The organism is Streptomyces sp. NBC_01451, from assembly GCF_036227485.1.
In the GTDB taxonomy this organism is placed as follows: domain Bacteria; phylum Actinomycetota; class Actinomycetes; order Streptomycetales; family Streptomycetaceae; genus Streptomyces.
On the sequence record NZ_CP109479.1, the window covers coordinates 3726066 to 3741620 of the forward strand.

At 70.2% G+C, this 15555-nt stretch carries 15 protein-coding genes; 5 read left to right on the forward strand and 10 right to left on the reverse strand.

The genetic code is table 11. The annotated features are described in order from the left end of the window. Positions 1-3 precede the first annotated feature (3 nt). Entirely contained in the window at positions 4-1326 is a 1323-nt protein-coding gene (locus OG595_RS16110; RefSeq protein ID WP_329272631.1) for an LCP family protein, read from the forward strand. Between the two features lie 86 nt (positions 1327-1412). On the opposite strand, the gene OG595_RS16115 is transcribed toward OG595_RS16110, so the two are convergent. Further along, positions 1413-2585 carry an acyl-CoA dehydrogenase family protein gene (locus OG595_RS16115; protein ID WP_329272634.1) on the reverse strand — a complete coding sequence of 391 codons (1173 nt, stop codon included), beginning with the start codon at positions 2583-2585 and terminating at the stop codon, positions 1413-1415. Positions 2586-2819: 234 nt separating this feature from the next. Between OG595_RS16115 and OG595_RS16120 the strand changes: the two genes are divergently transcribed. Further along, positions 2820-4163, forward strand: coding sequence for a UDP-glucose dehydrogenase family protein (locus OG595_RS16120; RefSeq protein WP_329272637.1), 1344 nt, complete (start codon positions 2820-2822; stop codon positions 4161-4163). A gap of 154 nt (positions 4164-4317) precedes the next feature. Here the strand turns inward: OG595_RS16120 and OG595_RS16125 are convergent, their stop codons facing one another. Next, positions 4318-4830: a CGNR zinc finger domain-containing protein gene (locus OG595_RS16125; RefSeq protein ID WP_329272639.1), complete on the reverse strand. Its 513-nt coding sequence runs from the start codon at positions 4828-4830 to the stop codon at positions 4318-4320. Between the two features lie 115 nt (positions 4831-4945). Here OG595_RS16125 and OG595_RS16130 point away from each other — a divergent pair, with 115 nt between their 5' ends. Further along, positions 4946-5305 carry a VOC family protein gene (locus OG595_RS16130; RefSeq protein WP_329272641.1) on the forward strand — a complete coding sequence of 120 codons (360 nt, stop codon included), beginning with the start codon at positions 4946-4948 and terminating at the stop codon, positions 5303-5305. Positions 5306-5327: 22 nt separating this feature from the next. On the opposite strand, the gene OG595_RS16135 is transcribed toward OG595_RS16130, so the two are convergent. From OG595_RS16135 to OG595_RS16150, 4 genes are all read right to left on the reverse strand, one after another. Next, a complete protein-coding gene (locus OG595_RS16135) occupies positions 5328-6509 on the reverse strand; it encodes a dipeptidase (RefSeq protein WP_329272643.1) in 1182 nt (393 codons plus the stop codon). Between the two features lie 270 nt (positions 6510-6779). Continuing rightward, entirely contained in the window at positions 6780-7958 is a 1179-nt protein-coding gene (locus OG595_RS16140) for a dipeptidase (protein ID WP_443073343.1), read from the reverse strand. Between the two features lie 5 nt (positions 7959-7963). Next, entirely contained in the window at positions 7964-8521 is a 558-nt protein-coding gene (gene purE, locus OG595_RS16145) for a 5-(carboxyamino)imidazole ribonucleotide mutase (RefSeq protein ID WP_329272648.1), read from the reverse strand. Continuing rightward, complete coding sequence (locus tag OG595_RS16150; RefSeq protein WP_329272650.1) at positions 8518-9678, reverse strand: 5-(carboxyamino)imidazole ribonucleotide synthase; 1161 nt, start codon at positions 9676-9678, stop codon at positions 8518-8520. Before OG595_RS16150 ends, purE begins: the two co-directional genes overlap by 4 nt. Positions 9679-9840: 162 nt before the next feature. Here OG595_RS16150 and OG595_RS16155 point away from each other — a divergent pair, with 162 nt between their 5' ends. Further along, the gene (locus OG595_RS16155; protein ID WP_329272653.1) at positions 9841-10425 is read left to right on the forward strand and encodes a GtrA family protein; all 585 of its coding nucleotides are present in this window, start codon (positions 9841-9843) and stop codon (positions 10423-10425) included. Positions 10426-10448: 23 nt separating this feature from the next. Here the strand turns inward: OG595_RS16155 and OG595_RS16160 are convergent, their stop codons facing one another. Further along, positions 10449-11723 (reverse strand): ATP-binding protein, encoded by a 1275-nt coding sequence (locus tag OG595_RS16160; protein ID WP_329272656.1) that lies wholly within the window; start codon positions 11721-11723, stop codon positions 10449-10451. A gap of 159 nt (positions 11724-11882) precedes the next feature. Further along, complete coding sequence (locus OG595_RS16165; protein WP_329272659.1) at positions 11883-12560, reverse strand: response regulator transcription factor; 678 nt, start codon at positions 12558-12560, stop codon at positions 11883-11885. Positions 12561-12897: 337 nt separating this feature from the next. Between OG595_RS16165 and OG595_RS16170 the strand changes: the two genes are divergently transcribed. Beyond that, positions 12898-14394 carry an oligopeptide:H+ symporter gene (locus OG595_RS16170; RefSeq protein ID WP_329272662.1) on the forward strand — a complete coding sequence of 499 codons (1497 nt, stop codon included), beginning with the start codon at positions 12898-12900 and terminating at the stop codon, positions 14392-14394. A gap of 96 nt (positions 14395-14490) precedes the next feature. Here OG595_RS16170 and OG595_RS16175 read toward each other — a convergent pair whose 3' ends face one another. Together OG595_RS16175 and OG595_RS16180 are read right to left on the reverse strand one after the other, a co-directional pair. Further along, on the reverse strand, positions 14491-14700 hold the full coding sequence (locus tag OG595_RS16175) for a DUF397 domain-containing protein (protein ID WP_329272664.1): 210 nt from the start codon (positions 14698-14700) through the stop codon (positions 14491-14493). Continuing rightward, on the reverse strand, positions 14682-15524 hold the full coding sequence (locus OG595_RS16180) for a helix-turn-helix domain-containing protein (RefSeq protein ID WP_329272668.1): 843 nt from the start codon (positions 15522-15524) through the stop codon (positions 14682-14684). The genes OG595_RS16175 and OG595_RS16180 overlap by 19 nt, the downstream gene beginning before the upstream one ends. Positions 15525-15555 lie beyond the last annotated feature (31 nt).

Consider the following 15555-nt stretch of genomic DNA (forward strand, 5'->3'; position numbering starts at 1 on the left):
CGCATGAACGATTGGCCCGACGCGTGGTCCGACGACAACCGCAACAACCGCTACGGACGCGGCAGCGCGAACGCACAGCCCGAGGGTGCGCGCGTGATGCGGCAGGTCCAGCGCGGCCAGGGTGGCCCGGGCGGCCAGAACCCGGCCGCCCCGCCGTACGGCGGCGGGGTGCCGCAGCAGCAGCCGTACGCCGGTGACCAGGGCCAGGACCCCTACGGCAACGGCTACGACAGCGGGTACAACACCGGCCAGGTCTACGGCGGCGCACCGCACGCCGGCGGCCAGGGCGGCGGGCCGGGCGGGCCCGGCGCCATGGGGAGCGGCGGTCACGGCCCCCGCTCCGCCCCGAACTGGCGCAAGCGGATCAAGTGGACCGCGATCACGGTGGTCACACTCCTCGTCGTGGTGTCCGTCGGCACGTACTTCTGGGCCGACGGGAAACTGAACCGCCAGGTCGACCTGTCGAAGGTCATCGACCGGCCGGACGAGGGCAAGGGCACCAACTATCTGATCGTCGGCTCCGACAGCCGTGAGGGCATGTCGGGCGAGGAGAAGAAGGCGCTCCACACCGGGTCCGCCGAGGGCAAGCGCACCGACTCGATGATGATCCTGCACACCGGCGACAACGGCCCGACGCTCATCTCCCTCCCCCGTGACTCGGACGTGGAGATCCCGACGTTCGTGGGCTCCGAGTCCGGCAAGACCTACAAGGGCACCGGCAAGCACACGAAGCTGAACGCGGCGTACGCGACGGACGGGCCCGAACTGCTCGTCCGTACCGTCGAGTTCAACACCGGACTGCGCATCGACCACTATGTGGAGATCGGCTTCGCCGGCTTCGCGAACATCGTGGACGCGGTCGGCGGCGTGGAGCTGACCATCCCCAAGGGCGGGATGAAGGACACGAAGTCCGGCGCCAACTTCTCGGCGGGCAAGCAGACCCTCAACGGCGAGCAGGCCCTGGCCTTCGTCCGTACCCGGTACGCCCTCGCGGGCAGCGACCTCGACCGTACGAAGAACCAGCAGAAGTTCCTCGCGGCGCTGGCGAGCCAGACCGCGACGCCGGGCACGATCCTCAACCCCTTCAAGCTGTACCCGACGATGAGCGCGGGCCTCGACACCCTGATCGTCGACAAGGACATGGGCCTGTTCGACCTGGCCGACATGTTCTGGGCGATGAAAGGCGTCACGGGCGGCGACGGCAAGTCGATGAACATGCCGATCTCGGGCTCGACCGGCGGCAACCTCGTCTGGGACAAGACGAAGGTGAAGACGCTGGTGAACGAGCTGAAGAACGACGACAAGGTCACCGTCACCGGCAACTGAGCACAGCGGCCGGTCCGCCCCGCGAAACCGTTCGCCCCTGCCCGATGGACCGGGCAGGGGCGAACGGGCGTTTCCGGCGCGCCGGGTTACGGCAGGTTGCGGGCCATCACGATCCGCTGGACCTGGTTGGTGCCCTCGTAGATCTGGGTGATCTTCGCGTCGCGCATCATCCGCTCCACCGGGTAGTCGCGGGTGTAGCCGTAGCCGCCGAGGAGCTGGACCGCGTCCGTGGTGACCTCCATGGCCACGTCCGACGCGAAGCACTTCGCCGCCGCGCCCTGGAAGGTGAGGCCTCTTTCTCCACCTCCGGCGGCGACGCGCTCCGACTTCGCCGCCGCCGCGTACGTCAGCTGCCGGGCCGCCTCGATCTTCATGGCCATGTCGGCGAGCATGAACTGGATGCCCTGGAAGTCGGCGATCGGCTTGCCGAACTGCTTGCGCTCCTTGACGTACCCCTTGGCGTAGTCGAGGGCGCCCTGCGCGATGCCCAGGGCCTGCGCGGCGATCGTGATGCGGGTGTGGTCCAGCGTCTTCATCGCGGTGGCGAAGCCGGTGCCCTCGTCGCCGATCATGCGGTCGGCCGGGATGCGGACGTTGTCGAGGTAGACCTCGCGGGTCGGGCTGCCCTTGATGCCGAGCTTCTTCTCCGGGGCGCCGAAGGAGACGCCCTCGTCGGACTTCTCGACCACGAAGGCCGAAATGCCCTTGCTGCGCTTCGTCGGGTCGGTCACGGCCATCACCGTGTAGTACTCGGACTCGCCCGCGTTGGTGATCCAGCGCTTCACGCCGTTGAGGACGTAGAAGTCGCCGTCGCGGACCGCCCTCGTCTTCATGCCGGCCGCGTCGGAGCCGGCGTCGGGCTCCGAGAGGCAGTACGAGAACATGCCCTCGCCCTTGGCGAGCGGTGTCATGTACCTCTTCTTCAGCTCCTCCGAGCCGGAGAGGATCACGGGCAGGGAGCCGAGCTTGTTCACCGCCGGGATCAGGGACGAGGAGGCGCACACCCGCGCGACCTCCTCGATCACGATCACGGTCGCCAGCGCGTCCGCGCCCGCGCCGCCGTACGACTCCGGTACGTGCACCGCGTGCAGGTCGTTGGCCACCAGCGCGTCATGGGCCTCCTGGGGGAAGCGGGCTTCCTCGTCCACCGCCGCGGCGTAGGGCAAGATCTTCGCCTCGGCCAGGGAGCGGATCGCGTCACGGAGCATGTCGTGCTCCTCGGACGGGCGGTACAGGTCGAAATCAGCCGATCCGGCCAAGGTCTCTCACGCTCCAAAGACGCTGTATGACTGACGCTAACTACCGTTAAGTAACCCAGTAGGTAATCCAAATTTTAAGGGCCTGCCAACCCGAGTGATACGTGAGCTTGGCGACAGGGTGGATTCCGGGTGGGATTCTGCCCGGTGAAGGGCCACGACAGCCCTCGGCAGGCCCGCGACTATGCTCGCCATCGCACGCACGACCGCCCCCACGCCACACCTCCAGGAGCACCCATGGCTCTCAAGATCACCGTGATCGGCACCGGATACCTCGGAGCCACCCACGCCGCCGCCATGGCCGAGCTCGGATTCGAGGTGCTGGCGCTGGACGTGGTCGAGGAGAAGATCGACCTGCTGCGGCGCGGGCAGGCCCCCATGTACGAGCCCGGGCTCGACGATCTGCTGCGCAGGCATGTCGCGGGGATCGAGGGGTCCACCGGGCGGCTGCGCTTCACCATGGACTGGGCCGAGGTCGCCGCCTTCGGGGACATCCACTTCGTCTGTGTGAACACCCCGCAGAAGCACGGCGAGTACGCCTCCGACATGTCGTACGTCGACTCCGCGATCGAATCCCTCGCCCCGCACCTCACCGCCCCCACGCTCGTCGTCGGCAAGTCGACCGTGCCCGTCGGCTCGGCGGACCGGCTGGCCCGGACCATCGCCGCGCTGGCGCCCGCCGGCGCGGACGCCGAGCTGGCCTGGAACCCGGAGTTCCTGCGCGAGGGCCTGGCCGTCCAAGACACGCTGCACCCCGACCGGCTCGTGGTGGGCGTCCGGAGCGAGCGGGCCGAGAAGCTGCTGCGCGAGGTGTACGCCACGCCGATCGGGGAGGGGACACCGTTCGTCGTCACCGACTTCCCGACCGCCGAGCTGGTGAAGACCTCCGCGAACTCCTTCCTGGCCACCAAGATCTCGTTCATCAACGCCATGGCGGAGGTCTGCGAGGCCGCCGACGGGGACGTGGCGAAGCTCGCCGAGGCGATCGGGTACGACGACCGGATCGGCGCGAAGTTCCTGCGGGCCGGGATCGGCTTCGGCGGCGGCTGTCTGCCCAAGGACATCCGGGCGTTCATGGCGCGCGCCGGTGAACTGGGCGCCGACCAGGCGCTGACCTTCCTGCGCGAGATCGACTCGATCAACATGCGCCAGCGCGGCCAGATGGTGGAGCTGGCCCGGCAGGCGCTGGGCGGCGGTCCGTTCCTCGGGAAGCGGGTCGCGGTGCTCGGCGCCACCTTCAAGCCCGACTCGGACGACGTCCGCGACTCCCCGGCCCTCAACGTCGCCGGGCAGATCCACCTCCAGGGCGGCCAGGTGACGGTGTACGACCCGAAGGGCATGACCAACGCCCGCAGGCTCTTCCCGACGCTCGCGTACGCCGACACGGCCCTGGAGGCGGTGCGGGGCGCCGATGCCGTACTGCACCTGACCGAGTGGCGGGAGTTCCGCGAGCTGGACCCGGCGGTGCTGGGTGAGGCGGTGGCCCACCGGCTCGTCCTGGACGGGCGCAACGCCCTCGACCCGCAGGTGTGGCGGAAGGCCGGCTGGACCTACCGGGCGATGGGACGGCCCACCGCCTGACAGCCGCTCCCCGCTGACGCGGTCCGGCCCGGGAAAGGACGCCGGTCCGGCCGAGGCTCAGTCGGCCGGACCGGCGCCCGCCCCATTCTCCACACCCGGGCCGCCCTCCGGGAGGCGCATCCCACATCCCGGGCGGCGACCGCGCCCGGACCCCCTACTTCGCGCGGTAGCGCCGCATCTTGGCGCGTGCCCCGCACACCGACATGGAGCACCAGCGGCGGCGTCCGGCGGGGCTGCGGTCGTAGTACGCCCAGTGGCATCCGGGCAGCTCACAGGCCTTGAGGCGCAGCCAGGTGCCGTCGGTGAGCGCCTCGGCGACGGCCGCCGCGACGCGGGAGAGCAGCGGGCCGTCCTCGGCGGCGGCCAGGCGGGCCGAGCCGTCCCGTTCGTCGACGGTCACCAGCAGCGGGGCGCGGGACAGCAGCCGGCCCAGCGGTGTGACGGTGTCGTCGTGCGGTGGATGTCCGGCGTGGGCGAGGCAGACGGCCCGCAGGGACTCCCGCAGCTCCTTCACGGCCGCCAGGTCCCGGTCGGCGGTCTCCGCGATGCCGAACGCGGCACGCCCCTCGGCGGTGTCCAGCGTGTCCCGGCCCGATTCGAGGTCCCTGGTGTTCACCAGGGCCTCCACGAGGGCCAGCCCTCCGGGCGCGGACCCGTTCTCGCTCATACCGCCGACGGTACCTCTTCGCGTTACCTCCTATGCACGGGCATCAGGTAACCGTTACCGTATGAACCCCGTCAACGGGTAACGGTCGCAGCAAGTGACACCAACGGAGGAAGCCATGGCCATCGCCAAGTTCGACACCGTCGTCCTGGACTGTCCCGACCCCGGCGTGCTCGCCGCCTTCTACGCCGGGCTGCTGGGCGGCACGCCCGAGGCCGAGGAGGACTGGATCGACCTGCGGATCCCGGACGGGCCGAAGCTCGCCTTCCAGGCCGCCCCCGGCCATGTACCGCCGAAGTGGCCGTCGCCCGAGGCCTCGCAGCAGTTCCATCTGGACGTGACCGTGGCCGACCTGGACGCCGCCGAGCGGGAGGTCCTCGCGCTGGGCGCGAAGCCGCTGGACGCGGAGGACCGGGCCCGCTCCTTCAGGGTCTACGCGGACCCGGCAGGGCACCCGTTCTGCCTCTGCGCGGGCTGAACAGGCGGTTCAGCCGTCCGGTTCAGCCGTCCAGCTCCGCGATGCGTGCCGTGGACGGCTCCCGGCGCTGCTGGGCCGCCTTGGCCGTGAAGTCGGCGCTGCGCAGGACGCGTTGGACGTTTCCCCAGGTGAGGAGACCGATGTCGGGCTCGGTCCAGCCGCGGCGCAGGAGTTCGGCGATCAGGTTCGGGTAGCAGGAGGCGTCGCCGAGTTCCTGGGGGTGGGCGCTGCCGGAGTCGTACGTACCGGACAGGCCGACGCACTCCGGGCCCGCGACCGCGCGGACGTGGTCGAGATGGTCGGCGACGTCCCGGACGGACGGCCCGGTCTGCTCGGCCGTCAGCGGCACCAGGCACAGGCCCTTGGCCGCGCCCAGCTCGGCGAGCGTCCCGTCGGGGAGGTTGGCGGGGTGGGGGCGCAGGGCGCGGGCCGCGGAGCGGGTGCACAGGACCGGTGCCTTGGAGATCGTGACGGCGCGGCTGATGGTGGCCGGGGAGGCGCCCGAGAGGTCGGCCAGCACGCCGAGCCGGTTCATCTCGCGGACGACCTCCTCGCCGAACCGGGTGAGCCCCGCCTCGCTCGCCCAGGACGTACCGGCGAGGGTGAGGACGCGCAGGCCCAGGGAGTGCAGGACACGCAGAATGCCGATCGAGTCGTCGAGCGCTGCCGCGGCGGCCGGCCCGAGGACGACGGCGACCCGTCCGCAGTTGCGGGCGTCGGTGACCTGCCCGGCGGTGTCCGCGAGGCGCAGCCCCTCGGGGTGGCTGCGGGCCACCGTCTTGACCAGGTCGAGCTGCTCCAGGGTGGCGCCGACGGCCCGGTCCCCGACGAGCCCCTCCGGCAGGTGCAGCGCCCAGAACAGCGCGCCCACGTGGCCGCGTCGCATCCGGGGCACATCGGTGTCGACGGTGCTCTCACCGAGTTCCAGGTCGTACCAGGAGAGGTGCCGCAGCGCCCAGGGCAGCCCGCTGTAGCCGTCGGCGACGGGGTGCTCGGCGAGCAGGGCGTGGGCGCGGTCCAGGGGGGTGGCGGTGTCCAGGGGGGTGGCGGTGTCCAGGTCGGAGAGGGCGGAGAAGTCGAGTTCCGGCGCCCGGTCGTCGTGGAGGTGGCCGTCGGGCTCCGGGAAGGAGACGGGCGGGGGCAGCGGCGGGTCGAGTTCCCCGACCTCGGCTGTGGTGTGCAGTTCGTCCTGCAGGTCGGCCATGGCGGGCTCCGTACGTCGTGATCTACCTCGTGATCGCAGTACGGTCACCGTCGCACGGGGGCGAGGGGGCTTCCTGGTGGGTGGGGCGTTCGGGGGTACGCAGGGCCCGGAGCGGTCGCCGTCCGCCATGGATCCGCGCGCGGTGCCCGCCGGTACGGCGTGCACGGCCCCGAAGGCACCCCGACGCCGTCGGGATCGGGGCGAGCGGGGCGGCCCGGGGGCACGGCAGATCCCGAGCCCTGCCGTGGCCCCGGGACATCGGCGGCTCCCTCAGCCGTCCAGTTCCTCCAGCGTGGCGTTGGAGGGCCCTCGCCTGCTCTGCTCCTCCCGTGCCACGTCCTCCGCCGCCCCCAGCACCCGTACCGCGTTTCCCCAGGTCAGCTTGGCGAGGTCGGCCTTCGACCAGTCCCGGTCGAGGAGTTCCGCGATGAGGTTGGGGTAGCCGGACACGTCGTTCAGGCCGTCCGGGGTGAACGCCGTGCCGTCGTAGTCGCCGCCGATGCCCAGGTGGTCGATGCCGGCGACCTCGCGCATGTGGTCCAGGTGGTCGGCGACGGTCGAGACCGTGGCGACCGGGCGCGGGTTCGTCTCCTCGAAGGCGCGGTGCACCTTCATCGCCTCGGGGGTCGTGGCGAGGTGGTGGAAGCCGTGGGCGCGCATGTTGTCGTCCGCGGCGGCCGTCCAGTCGACGGCTGCCTGGAGGACGAACTTCGGCACGAACGTCACCATGGCCATGCCGCCGTTGGCGGGCAGGCGTTCCAGCACGTCGTCGGGGATGTTGCGCGGGTGGTCGCACACCGCGCGCGAGGAGGAGTGGGAGAAGATCACCGGCGCGACGGACGTGTCCAGCGCGTGCCGCATCGTCGTCGCGGCGACGTGCGAGAGGTCGACGAGCATGCCGAGGCGGTTCATCTCCCGGACCACCTCGCGGCCGAACTCCGACAGCCCGCCGACGCCCGGCTCGTCCGTCGCCGAGTCCGCCCACGCCACGTTGTCGTTGTGGGTGAGGGTCAGGTAGCGCACGCCCAGCTCGTACAACCCCCGCAGTGTGCCGAGGGAGTTGGCGATCGAGTGACCGCCCTCGGCCCCCATGAGGGAGGCGATACGGCCTTCACGCCGGCCCGCCTCCATGTCGGCGGCCGTGCGGGCGGGCCGCAGCTCGCTTCCGTACCGCGCGATCAACTGACGTACGCAGTCGATCTGTTCGAGGGTCGCGGGCACCGCGTCGGGCAGGTCCGAGCGGACGTACACCGACCAGTACTGCGCGCCGACCCCGCCCTCGCGCAGACGCGGGATGTCGGTGTGCAGGTGGGCGTGCTGGGCGGTGGCGATGTCGCGGGCGTCGAGGTCGTAGCGGACCTGTTCGCGCAGTGCCCACGGGAGGTCGTTGTGGCCGTCGACGACCGGGAACTCGCGCAGGAGTTCCCGGGCCCGCTCCAGGGAGCTCACCGACGTCACTTCCCGAAGCCGAAGCCGCTGCCGCCGCCCGCGCCGCTGTCGACCTTGGCGCGCAGCCGCTTGCCCTTCTCGGTGGCCTGGTCGTTCAGCTCCTGCTGGAACTCCCGCATCCGGCCGAGGAGTTCCGCGTCGTGCGAGGCGAGGATGCGGGCCGCCAGCAGGCCCGCGTTGCGCGCGCCGCCGACCGAGACCGTGGCGACCGGCACACCGGCCGGCATCTGCACGATCGACAGCAGCGAGTCCATGCCGTCGAGGTACTTGAGGGGGACCGGGACGCCGATCACCGGGAGCGGGGTCACCGACGCCAGCATGCCGGGCAGATGGGCCGCGCCGCCCGCGCCCGCGATGATCGCCTTCAGTCCGCGCTCGGCGGCGTGCTCGCCGTACGCGATCATCTCGTGCGGCATGCGGTGCGCGGAGACGACGTCGACCTCGTACGCGATCTCGAACTCGTCCAGGGCCTGGGCGGCGGCCTCCATGACGGGCCAGTCGGAGTCGGAACCCATGACGATGCCCACGAGGGGGCCTGCACCGGGTTCTGCAACGGGGCTCATTCGGTGATCGTGCCTCTCAGATAGCCGGCTGCGTGACGGGCGCGCTCCAGCACGTCGTCCAGGTCGTCGCCGTAGGTGTTGACGTGGCCGACCTTGCGGCCGGGCTTCACGTCCTTGCCGTACATGTGGATCTTGAGCTGGGGGTCGCGGGCCATGCAGTGCAGGTACGCGGAGTACATGTCGGGGAAGTCGCCGCCGAGGACGTTCGCCATGACCGTCCACTTCGCGCGCGGGCGCGGGTCGCCGAGCGGGAGGTCGAGGACGGCGCGTACGTGGTTGGCGAACTGGCTGGTGATCGCGCCGTCCTGGGTCCAGTGGCCCGAGTTGTGCGGGCGCATCGCCAGTTCGTTGACGAGGATGCGACCGTCCCGGGTCTCGAACAGTTCGACGGCCAGGTGGCCGACCACGCCGAGTTCCTTGGCGATGCGCAGGGCCAGTTCCGTGGCCTGGAGGGCCAGCTCCTCCGCCATGCCGGGCGCCGGGGCGATGACGGTGTCGCACACGCCGTCGACCTGCTGCGACTCGACGACCGGGTACGCGACGGCCTGGCCGTGCGGGGAGCGGACGACGTTCGCCGCCAGTTCCCGTACGAAGTCGACCTTCTCCTCGGCCAGGACCGGCACGCCGGCCCGGAAGGGGTCGGCGGCGTCCGCCGCGGACCGGACGACCCACACGCCCTTGCCGTCGTACCCGCCGCGGACCGTCTTGAGGACGACCGGGAAGCCGTCCCCCTCGGAACCTTCCGACAGGCCCTCGGCCGCGAAGGCCACCACGTCCGCGACATCGCGGACGATGCGATGGCGCGGGCACGGCACCCCGATCTCGTCGAGCCTCGCCCGCATCACGCCCTTGTCCTGGGCGTGCACGAGCGCGTCGGGGCCGGGGCGGACGGGGATGCCGTCCGCCTCCAGGGCCCGAAGATGCTCGGTCGGGACGTGCTCGTGATCGAAAGTGATCACATCGCACCCCTGCGCGAAGGCGCGCAGCGTCTCCAGGTCGCGGTAGTCGCCGATGACGACATCACCGACGACCTGCGCCGCGGATTCCTGCGGGGTGTCACTGAGGAGCTTGAACCTGATGCCGAGCGGGATGCCCGCCTCGTGTGTCATACGAGCGAGCTGCCCCCCGCCGACCATGCCGACTACCGGGAACGTCACCCTCCAAGAGTATCGGCGCGTACCGCTCCGGCCATCCCGGCCTGATTTAACGCATTACACGCCTGTGACCCGACGCTCACAGGCAAGCCCCAGAGGGGGTGGTTAGCATGGCTGGGTTGACGAAATCCCACACCGCGACCCACAGACGGGGGCCGACAGACCATGGAACGTGGTTCCGAAGGTGGTTCCGACGGGCTTCATACGACGCCCCGGAGCGCCGTGCGCCGACGATTCGACCAGTTCGCGGCCGAGGTGGCGAAGTTCGGGGCGGTGGGCACGGCGGGGCTTCTCGTCAACCTGCTGGTGTTCAACCTGGTGCGTGGCACGACCGACCTCCCGGTGGTCCGCGCCAGTGTGACCGCCACGGTCGTCGCGATCTGCTCGAACTACATCGGCTTCCGCTACTTCACGTACCGGGACCGCGACAAGAGCGGCCGTACGAAGGAACTGACGCTGTTCCTGCTGTTCAGCGCGGTCGGACTGGTCATCGAGAACGGCGTGCTCTACGCGGCGACGTACGGCTTCGGCCTGGACAGCCCGCTGCAGAGCAACGTCTTCAAGTTCGTCGGGATCGGCGTCGCGACCCTGTTCCGCTTCTGGTCGTACCGTACGTGGGTGTTCCGTACGCTTCCGGCGCGCGAGGCTGTGGCCAGCGCGGAGGCGTTCCTCGAAGAGACGGACCCGGTGTCCCTCCCGGGGGGACGCGCGATTCCCGAGCGCCGGTCCCACCGCCAGCACGTCGGCTGACACCCCCGGAACCCGCACCGGCCCTACCGGACCGTCCGCTCCTCCTCGCCCGCCGACGGCTTCTTCAGCGGGGTCCGGGACAGGAAGAGGCCGAAGACGGGCGGCTGGGCCTGGAGCAGCTCCAGCCGGCCCGCGTCGGCCTCCGCGAGGTCGCGGGCGACGGCGAGGCCGATGCCCGTGGAGTTGCGGCCGCTGATCGCGCGCTCGAAGATCCGGGCGCCGAGGTCGGCCGGGACGCCGGGTCCCTCGTCCGTGACCTCGATCACGGCCTGGTTGCCGATGACGCGGGTGCGCAGGGCGACCGTGCCGCCGCCGTGCATGAGGGAGTTCTCGATCAGGGCGGCCAGTACCTGGGCGACCGCGCCGGGCGTGCCGACGGCCTGCAGATGCCGCTTGCCGGAGCTGACTATGGCGCGGCCCTCGCTGCGGTAGGCGGGGCGCCACTCGGCGAGCTGCTGCTGGATGACCTCGTCGAGGTCGAAGGAGACGGCGGAGCCGGTGCGCGGGTCGCGGGCGTTGGTGAGGAGCCGTTCGACGACGTCCGTGAGGCGTTCGACCTGCGTGAGCGCGATCGTGGCCTCCTCCTTCACGGTGTCCGGGTCGTCGGTGAGGGTGATCTCCTCAAGGCGCATGGACAGGGCGGTGAGCGGTGTACGCAGCTGGTGCGAGGCGTCCGCCGCGAGCCGGCGTTCGGCGGTGAGCATCCGGGCGATGCGTTCCGCCGAGCTGTCCAGCACGTCGGCGACCCGGTCGAGCTCCGGGACGCCGTAGCGCTTGTGCCGGGGGCGCGGGTCGCCCGAGCCGAGGCGTTCGGCGGTCTCGGCGAGGTCGGTGAGCGGCGATGCGAGCCGGTTCGCCTGCCGTACGGCGAGCAGGACGGCGGCGACGACGGCGAGCAGCGCGACGGCGCCGATGATCAGGAGGGTGCGGCCGACCTCGCGGGTCACGGAGGAACGGGGTTCCTCGACCCGGACGGTCTCGCCCTCCTCGCCGTCCTCCTCGGCGGAGATGACGTCACCGACGGGCTGGTCCCCGACCTCGATCGGCGCCCGGCCGGGGATGCGCACCACGGCGTACCGGTCGCCGGTGACGAGGCCGCGGAGGACCTTGGAGTTGATCTGCTCGTCCCCGAGGATGCGGCTGTCCACGATGCTGGCCAGCCGTACGGCCTCGGAGTCCACCCGGTCCTGGGCACTCGAACTGATCGTCCGCGTCTCGACGATGACGAGCGACACACCGAACACGGCGATCACCACGAGCACGACGGCAAGCGTGGACTGGATGAGACGACGACGCACGGTGTGCCCTCCGGGCAATGGCTCCAACACGACGAGTGTGCCCTGGGGTGGTGGCGCGCAGTTCCCCGCCCCGGGGGCGCGGGGAACTGCGCGACCAGCCCCCACCGGCCCGCAGCCGCACACCACGCACAGCCCCCGGAGGGTTACGCGCGTAGTCGACTAACTCTTTTCGAACCGGAAACCCACACCCCGCACAGTGGCGATGTAACGGGGGTTCGCCGCGTCGTCGCCCAGCTTCTTCCGCAGCCACGAGATGTGCATGTCGAGCGTCTTGGTCGACGACCACCAGGTCGTGTCCCACACCTCGCGCATCAGCTGGTCGCGGGTCACGACCCGGCCCGCGTCGCGCACGAGCACCCGCAGCAGGTCGAACTCCTTGGCGGTGAGCTGGAGTTCCTCGTCACCCATCCACGCGCGGTGCGACTCGACGTCGATGCGCACGCCGTGCGTGGCGGGCGGCTGCTGCGGCTCGGACGCGCCGCGCCGGAGCAGGGCCCGGACACGGGCGAGCAGTTCGGCGAGCCGGAAGGGCTTGGTGACGTAGTCGTCGGCGCCCGCGTCGAGGCCGACGACGGTGTCCACCTCGTCGGCGCGCGCGGTCAGGATCAGGATCGGGACGGCCAGTCCCTCGGCACGCAGCCGACGGGCCACTTCGAGGCCGTCCATGCCGGGCAGTCCCAGGTCCAGGACGACCAGGTCGATACCGCCCTGGATGCCTGCGTCGAGCGCGGTCGGGCCGTCCTCGCGCACCTCGACCTCGTAACCTTCCCGGCGCAGTGCGCGGGCCAGTGGCTCCGAGATGGACGCGTCGTCCTCAGCGAGCAGTACACGGGTCATGAGCTGATGGTAGACCGCCCTGGACACCGTCTGGGGTGTGACCAGGCGTTCTTGATTCTTACCTTCGGACGCTGGGACGAGAGCGCTCGGTGCGGCGGGGCCGCTACCCGCCGCACCCCACCACCAGAACCTGCGCCTATGCGGTGAATTTCCGTCTCTTACCTTGGAATGAGTGACTGACGCGTGCCCATCACCTGTGATTCACGTCTCAAGTCCTTCCATTTACGACTGTGAACTGTCGTATGGTGAAAGCAAGCTCTTAGTGGCACCCGTGGACCTTTGGCGATTTTTCTGCTGAAGGTCTTTTTTGTGCGTCCCGACCAGCAAGGAACGATCCATGGCGTCCAGCCTGACGAAGGAATCCCTGACACCGGACACCCCCGGTTCCTCCCGGTCCTTCTTCGGCCACCCCCGCGGACTGGCCACCCTCTTCATGACCGAGATGTGGGAGAGGTTCTCGTACTACGGCATGCGGGCCCTGCTCCCGCTGTACCTGATCGCACCGAACGGTCTGCACCTGAGCGTGCCGGCCGCGACCGCGATCGGCTCCGTCTACGTCTCCCTCGTGTACCTGCTCGCCCTGCCGGGCGGCTGGTTCGGCGACCGCGTCTGGGGTCCCCGCAGGACCGTCGCCGTGGCCGGCGGCGTCATCATGCTCGGCCACCTCACCCTGGCCCTGCCGACCGCGGGCACCTTCTACGCCGGCCTCGGACTCGTCGCGATCGGCTCGGGCCTGCTGAAAGCCAACATCTCCACCATGGTCGGCCACCTGTACGACGGCCCGGACGACCCGCGCCGTGACGGCGGCTTCACCGTCTTCTACATGGGCATCAACCTCGGCGCGTTCGCCGCGCCGCTGGTGATCGGCACGATCGGCGAGAAGGTGAACTGGCACCTCGGCTTCGCCCTCGCCGCACTCGGCATGGCCCTCGGTCTCGCCCAGTTCCTGCTGGGCAGCCGACACCTGGACGCGCGTTCGAGCATCGTCCCGACCCCGCTGTCCGCCGCCGAGCGGTCCACGACACTGCGCAGGGCGGCAGTCTGGGCGGGCGTCGCGGCCGTCTTCTACGCGCTCGTCGGCTTCTCGGGCCACTACACCCTGAACTGGGTGATGGTTCCGCTGACTCTGCTCGGCCTGGTCGTCCCGGTGGTCGTGCTGGCGCGGATCAAGCGCGACAAGGACCTCGACGACTCCGAGCAGCGGTCGATGTCGGCGTACGTCTGGTTCTTCGTGGCCGCCGCCGTCTTCTGGATGATCTACGACCAGGGCGCCACGACCCTGTCGATCTTCGCCGACCGGAACGCCGAGAACACCGTCCTCGGCTGGGAGTTCCCGGTCTCCTGGTACCAGTCGGTGAACCCGGTGCTGATCATGGCGCTGGCCCCGGTGTTCGCCTGGGTCTGGCTGGCGCTGAACCGGCGCGGCAAGGAGCCGAGCACGATCGTGAAGTTCTCGTCGGGCCTGGTGCTGGTCGGCATCTCGTTCTTCCTCTTCCTGGCCCCGCTGTCGATCGCCGGGGACGGCCACAAGGCGGCGGCGATGTGGATCGTGGCGATCTACTTCGTCCAGACGGTAGGCGAACTGACCCTCTCGCCGGTCGGCCTGTCGGTCACGACCAAGATGGCGCCGGCGAAGTACGCCTCCCAGATGATGGGCGTCTGGTTCCTCGCGGTCACCGCGGGCGACGCGACGACGGGACTGCTCTCCGTCGCGGGTGTCAACCTCGACCGGATGGGCGTGGTGGCACTGGAGGCGGTGCTCGCGGTGCTGGCGGGCGCCGCGGTGTGGGCGTACCGGGGCAGGGTGAAGGCACTGATGGGAAGCGTGAACTGACGGTTCCCGCAGACCGGGTCGCCGAGCCGCCGGTGAGGCCGCTCGGCTCGGCGGTCCCGCCGGCCGCGAAGGGGGCCCCTGACGGGCGTACGTCCGTCAGTCGGTGGGGAGTTCGTCGCGGCGTACGGCGGTGACGAAGGAGGTCCAGGCGGTCGGCCGGAGTATGAGGGCGGGGGCGTCAGGGGTCTTGGAGTCGCGGACGGGGACGGCGAAGAGGTTGTCGGCGACTTCGAGACACTGGCCGCCGTCGGTGTTGCTGTAACTGCTCTTGCGCCAAGTGACTGCACTCAGGTCGATGGTTCGCATCGTGCCTCCTCCAGCATCTCCCCGATGAACTTCCGCGACTGGGCGGGGGACAACGCCAGGTCGCGCATCGCATCGTACGCAGATTGCAGACGCTCGATCTGGCCTCCTCCTTCGATGAGTTCACCATGGAGGTCGTTCTCCGTGTAAGCCACAACACGGCCGTCGGAGAGCCCCAGGAACATCGCGTCGGTGTTCATCAGCCCGAACGGTCCGGCACTGAACGGCAGCACCTGCACGGTCACGTTGGGTCGCTCGGACATCCCCACCAGATGCTCCAGCTGTTCCCGCCACGCCTTCGGATCGCGTAGTACCAACCGCAGCACCGACTCGTACAGCATCGTGCGGAATCGCGGCGCATCCTCCGCAGCGAGCATCTCACCACGGTTGAAGCGTGCCTCGACCTGCCGGGTCAGCTCCTCCCCCTTGATGCCACCGGCCGCGAGGACCTCGGTCGCGTATCCACGTGTTTGCAGGACACCGGGGATGCTGCTCAACCCGAAGTGCCACAGGCTGAGCGCCTCGGCCTCCAGTCCCATGTACTCGCGGTACTGCTCCTTGAACTCGGCCTTGTCCCCGAGCGCCAGCTCCCACAACGTCACCAGGAGCTTGCCGGTACCGAAGTACTGGTCGAGCGCCTGCACGACATCCGCGCTGCCCAGTGTGTGGCCGTTCTCCATCTTCCCGAACAGCGAGAAGTCCCAGCCGACCTTCTCGCCCAGCTGCCGCAGGCTGTCCCCGTTCGCCTCCCGCAACGCCTTCAGTTCCTCGGCGAACCGCGCGCGCGGCTGCTGGCTGAGGCTCGTCACGGTGCGTCGTTGCGACATCTCGTTCCCCTCCTGCGGTGACTGTGGGTTG

Excerpts from the sequence above, each read along its gene's own strand:
- OG595_RS16110 (WP_329272631.1), top strand. The coding sequence starts at position 4 with ATGAACGATTGGCCCGACGCGTGGTCCGACGACAACCGCAACAACCGC.
- OG595_RS16120 (WP_329272637.1), top strand. The coding sequence starts at position 2,820 with ATGGCTCTCAAGATCACCGTGATCGGCACCGGATACCTCGGAGCCACC.
- OG595_RS16125 (WP_329272639.1), bottom strand. The coding sequence starts at position 4,830 with ATGAGCGAGAACGGGTCCGCGCCCGGAGGGCTGGCCCTCGTGGAGGCC.
- OG595_RS16130 (WP_329272641.1), top strand. The coding sequence starts at position 4,946 with ATGGCCATCGCCAAGTTCGACACCGTCGTCCTGGACTGTCCCGACCCC.
- OG595_RS16135 (WP_329272643.1), bottom strand. The coding sequence starts at position 6,509 with ATGGCCGACCTGCAGGACGAACTGCACACCACAGCCGAGGTCGGGGAA.
- purE (WP_329272648.1), bottom strand. The coding sequence starts at position 8,521 with ATGAGCCCCGTTGCAGAACCCGGTGCAGGCCCCCTCGTGGGCATCGTC.
- OG595_RS16155 (WP_329272653.1), top strand. The coding sequence starts at position 9,841 with ATGGAACGTGGTTCCGAAGGTGGTTCCGACGGGCTTCATACGACGCCC.
- OG595_RS16165 (WP_329272659.1), bottom strand. The coding sequence starts at position 12,560 with ATGACCCGTGTACTGCTCGCTGAGGACGACGCGTCCATCTCGGAGCCA.
- OG595_RS16170 (WP_329272662.1), top strand. The coding sequence starts at position 12,898 with ATGGCGTCCAGCCTGACGAAGGAATCCCTGACACCGGACACCCCCGGT.
- OG595_RS16175 (WP_329272664.1), bottom strand. The coding sequence starts at position 14,700 with ATGCGAACCATCGACCTGAGTGCAGTCACTTGGCGCAAGAGCAGTTAC.
- OG595_RS16180 (WP_329272668.1), bottom strand. The coding sequence starts at position 15,524 with ATGTCGCAACGACGCACCGTGACGAGCCTCAGCCAGCAGCCGCGCGCG.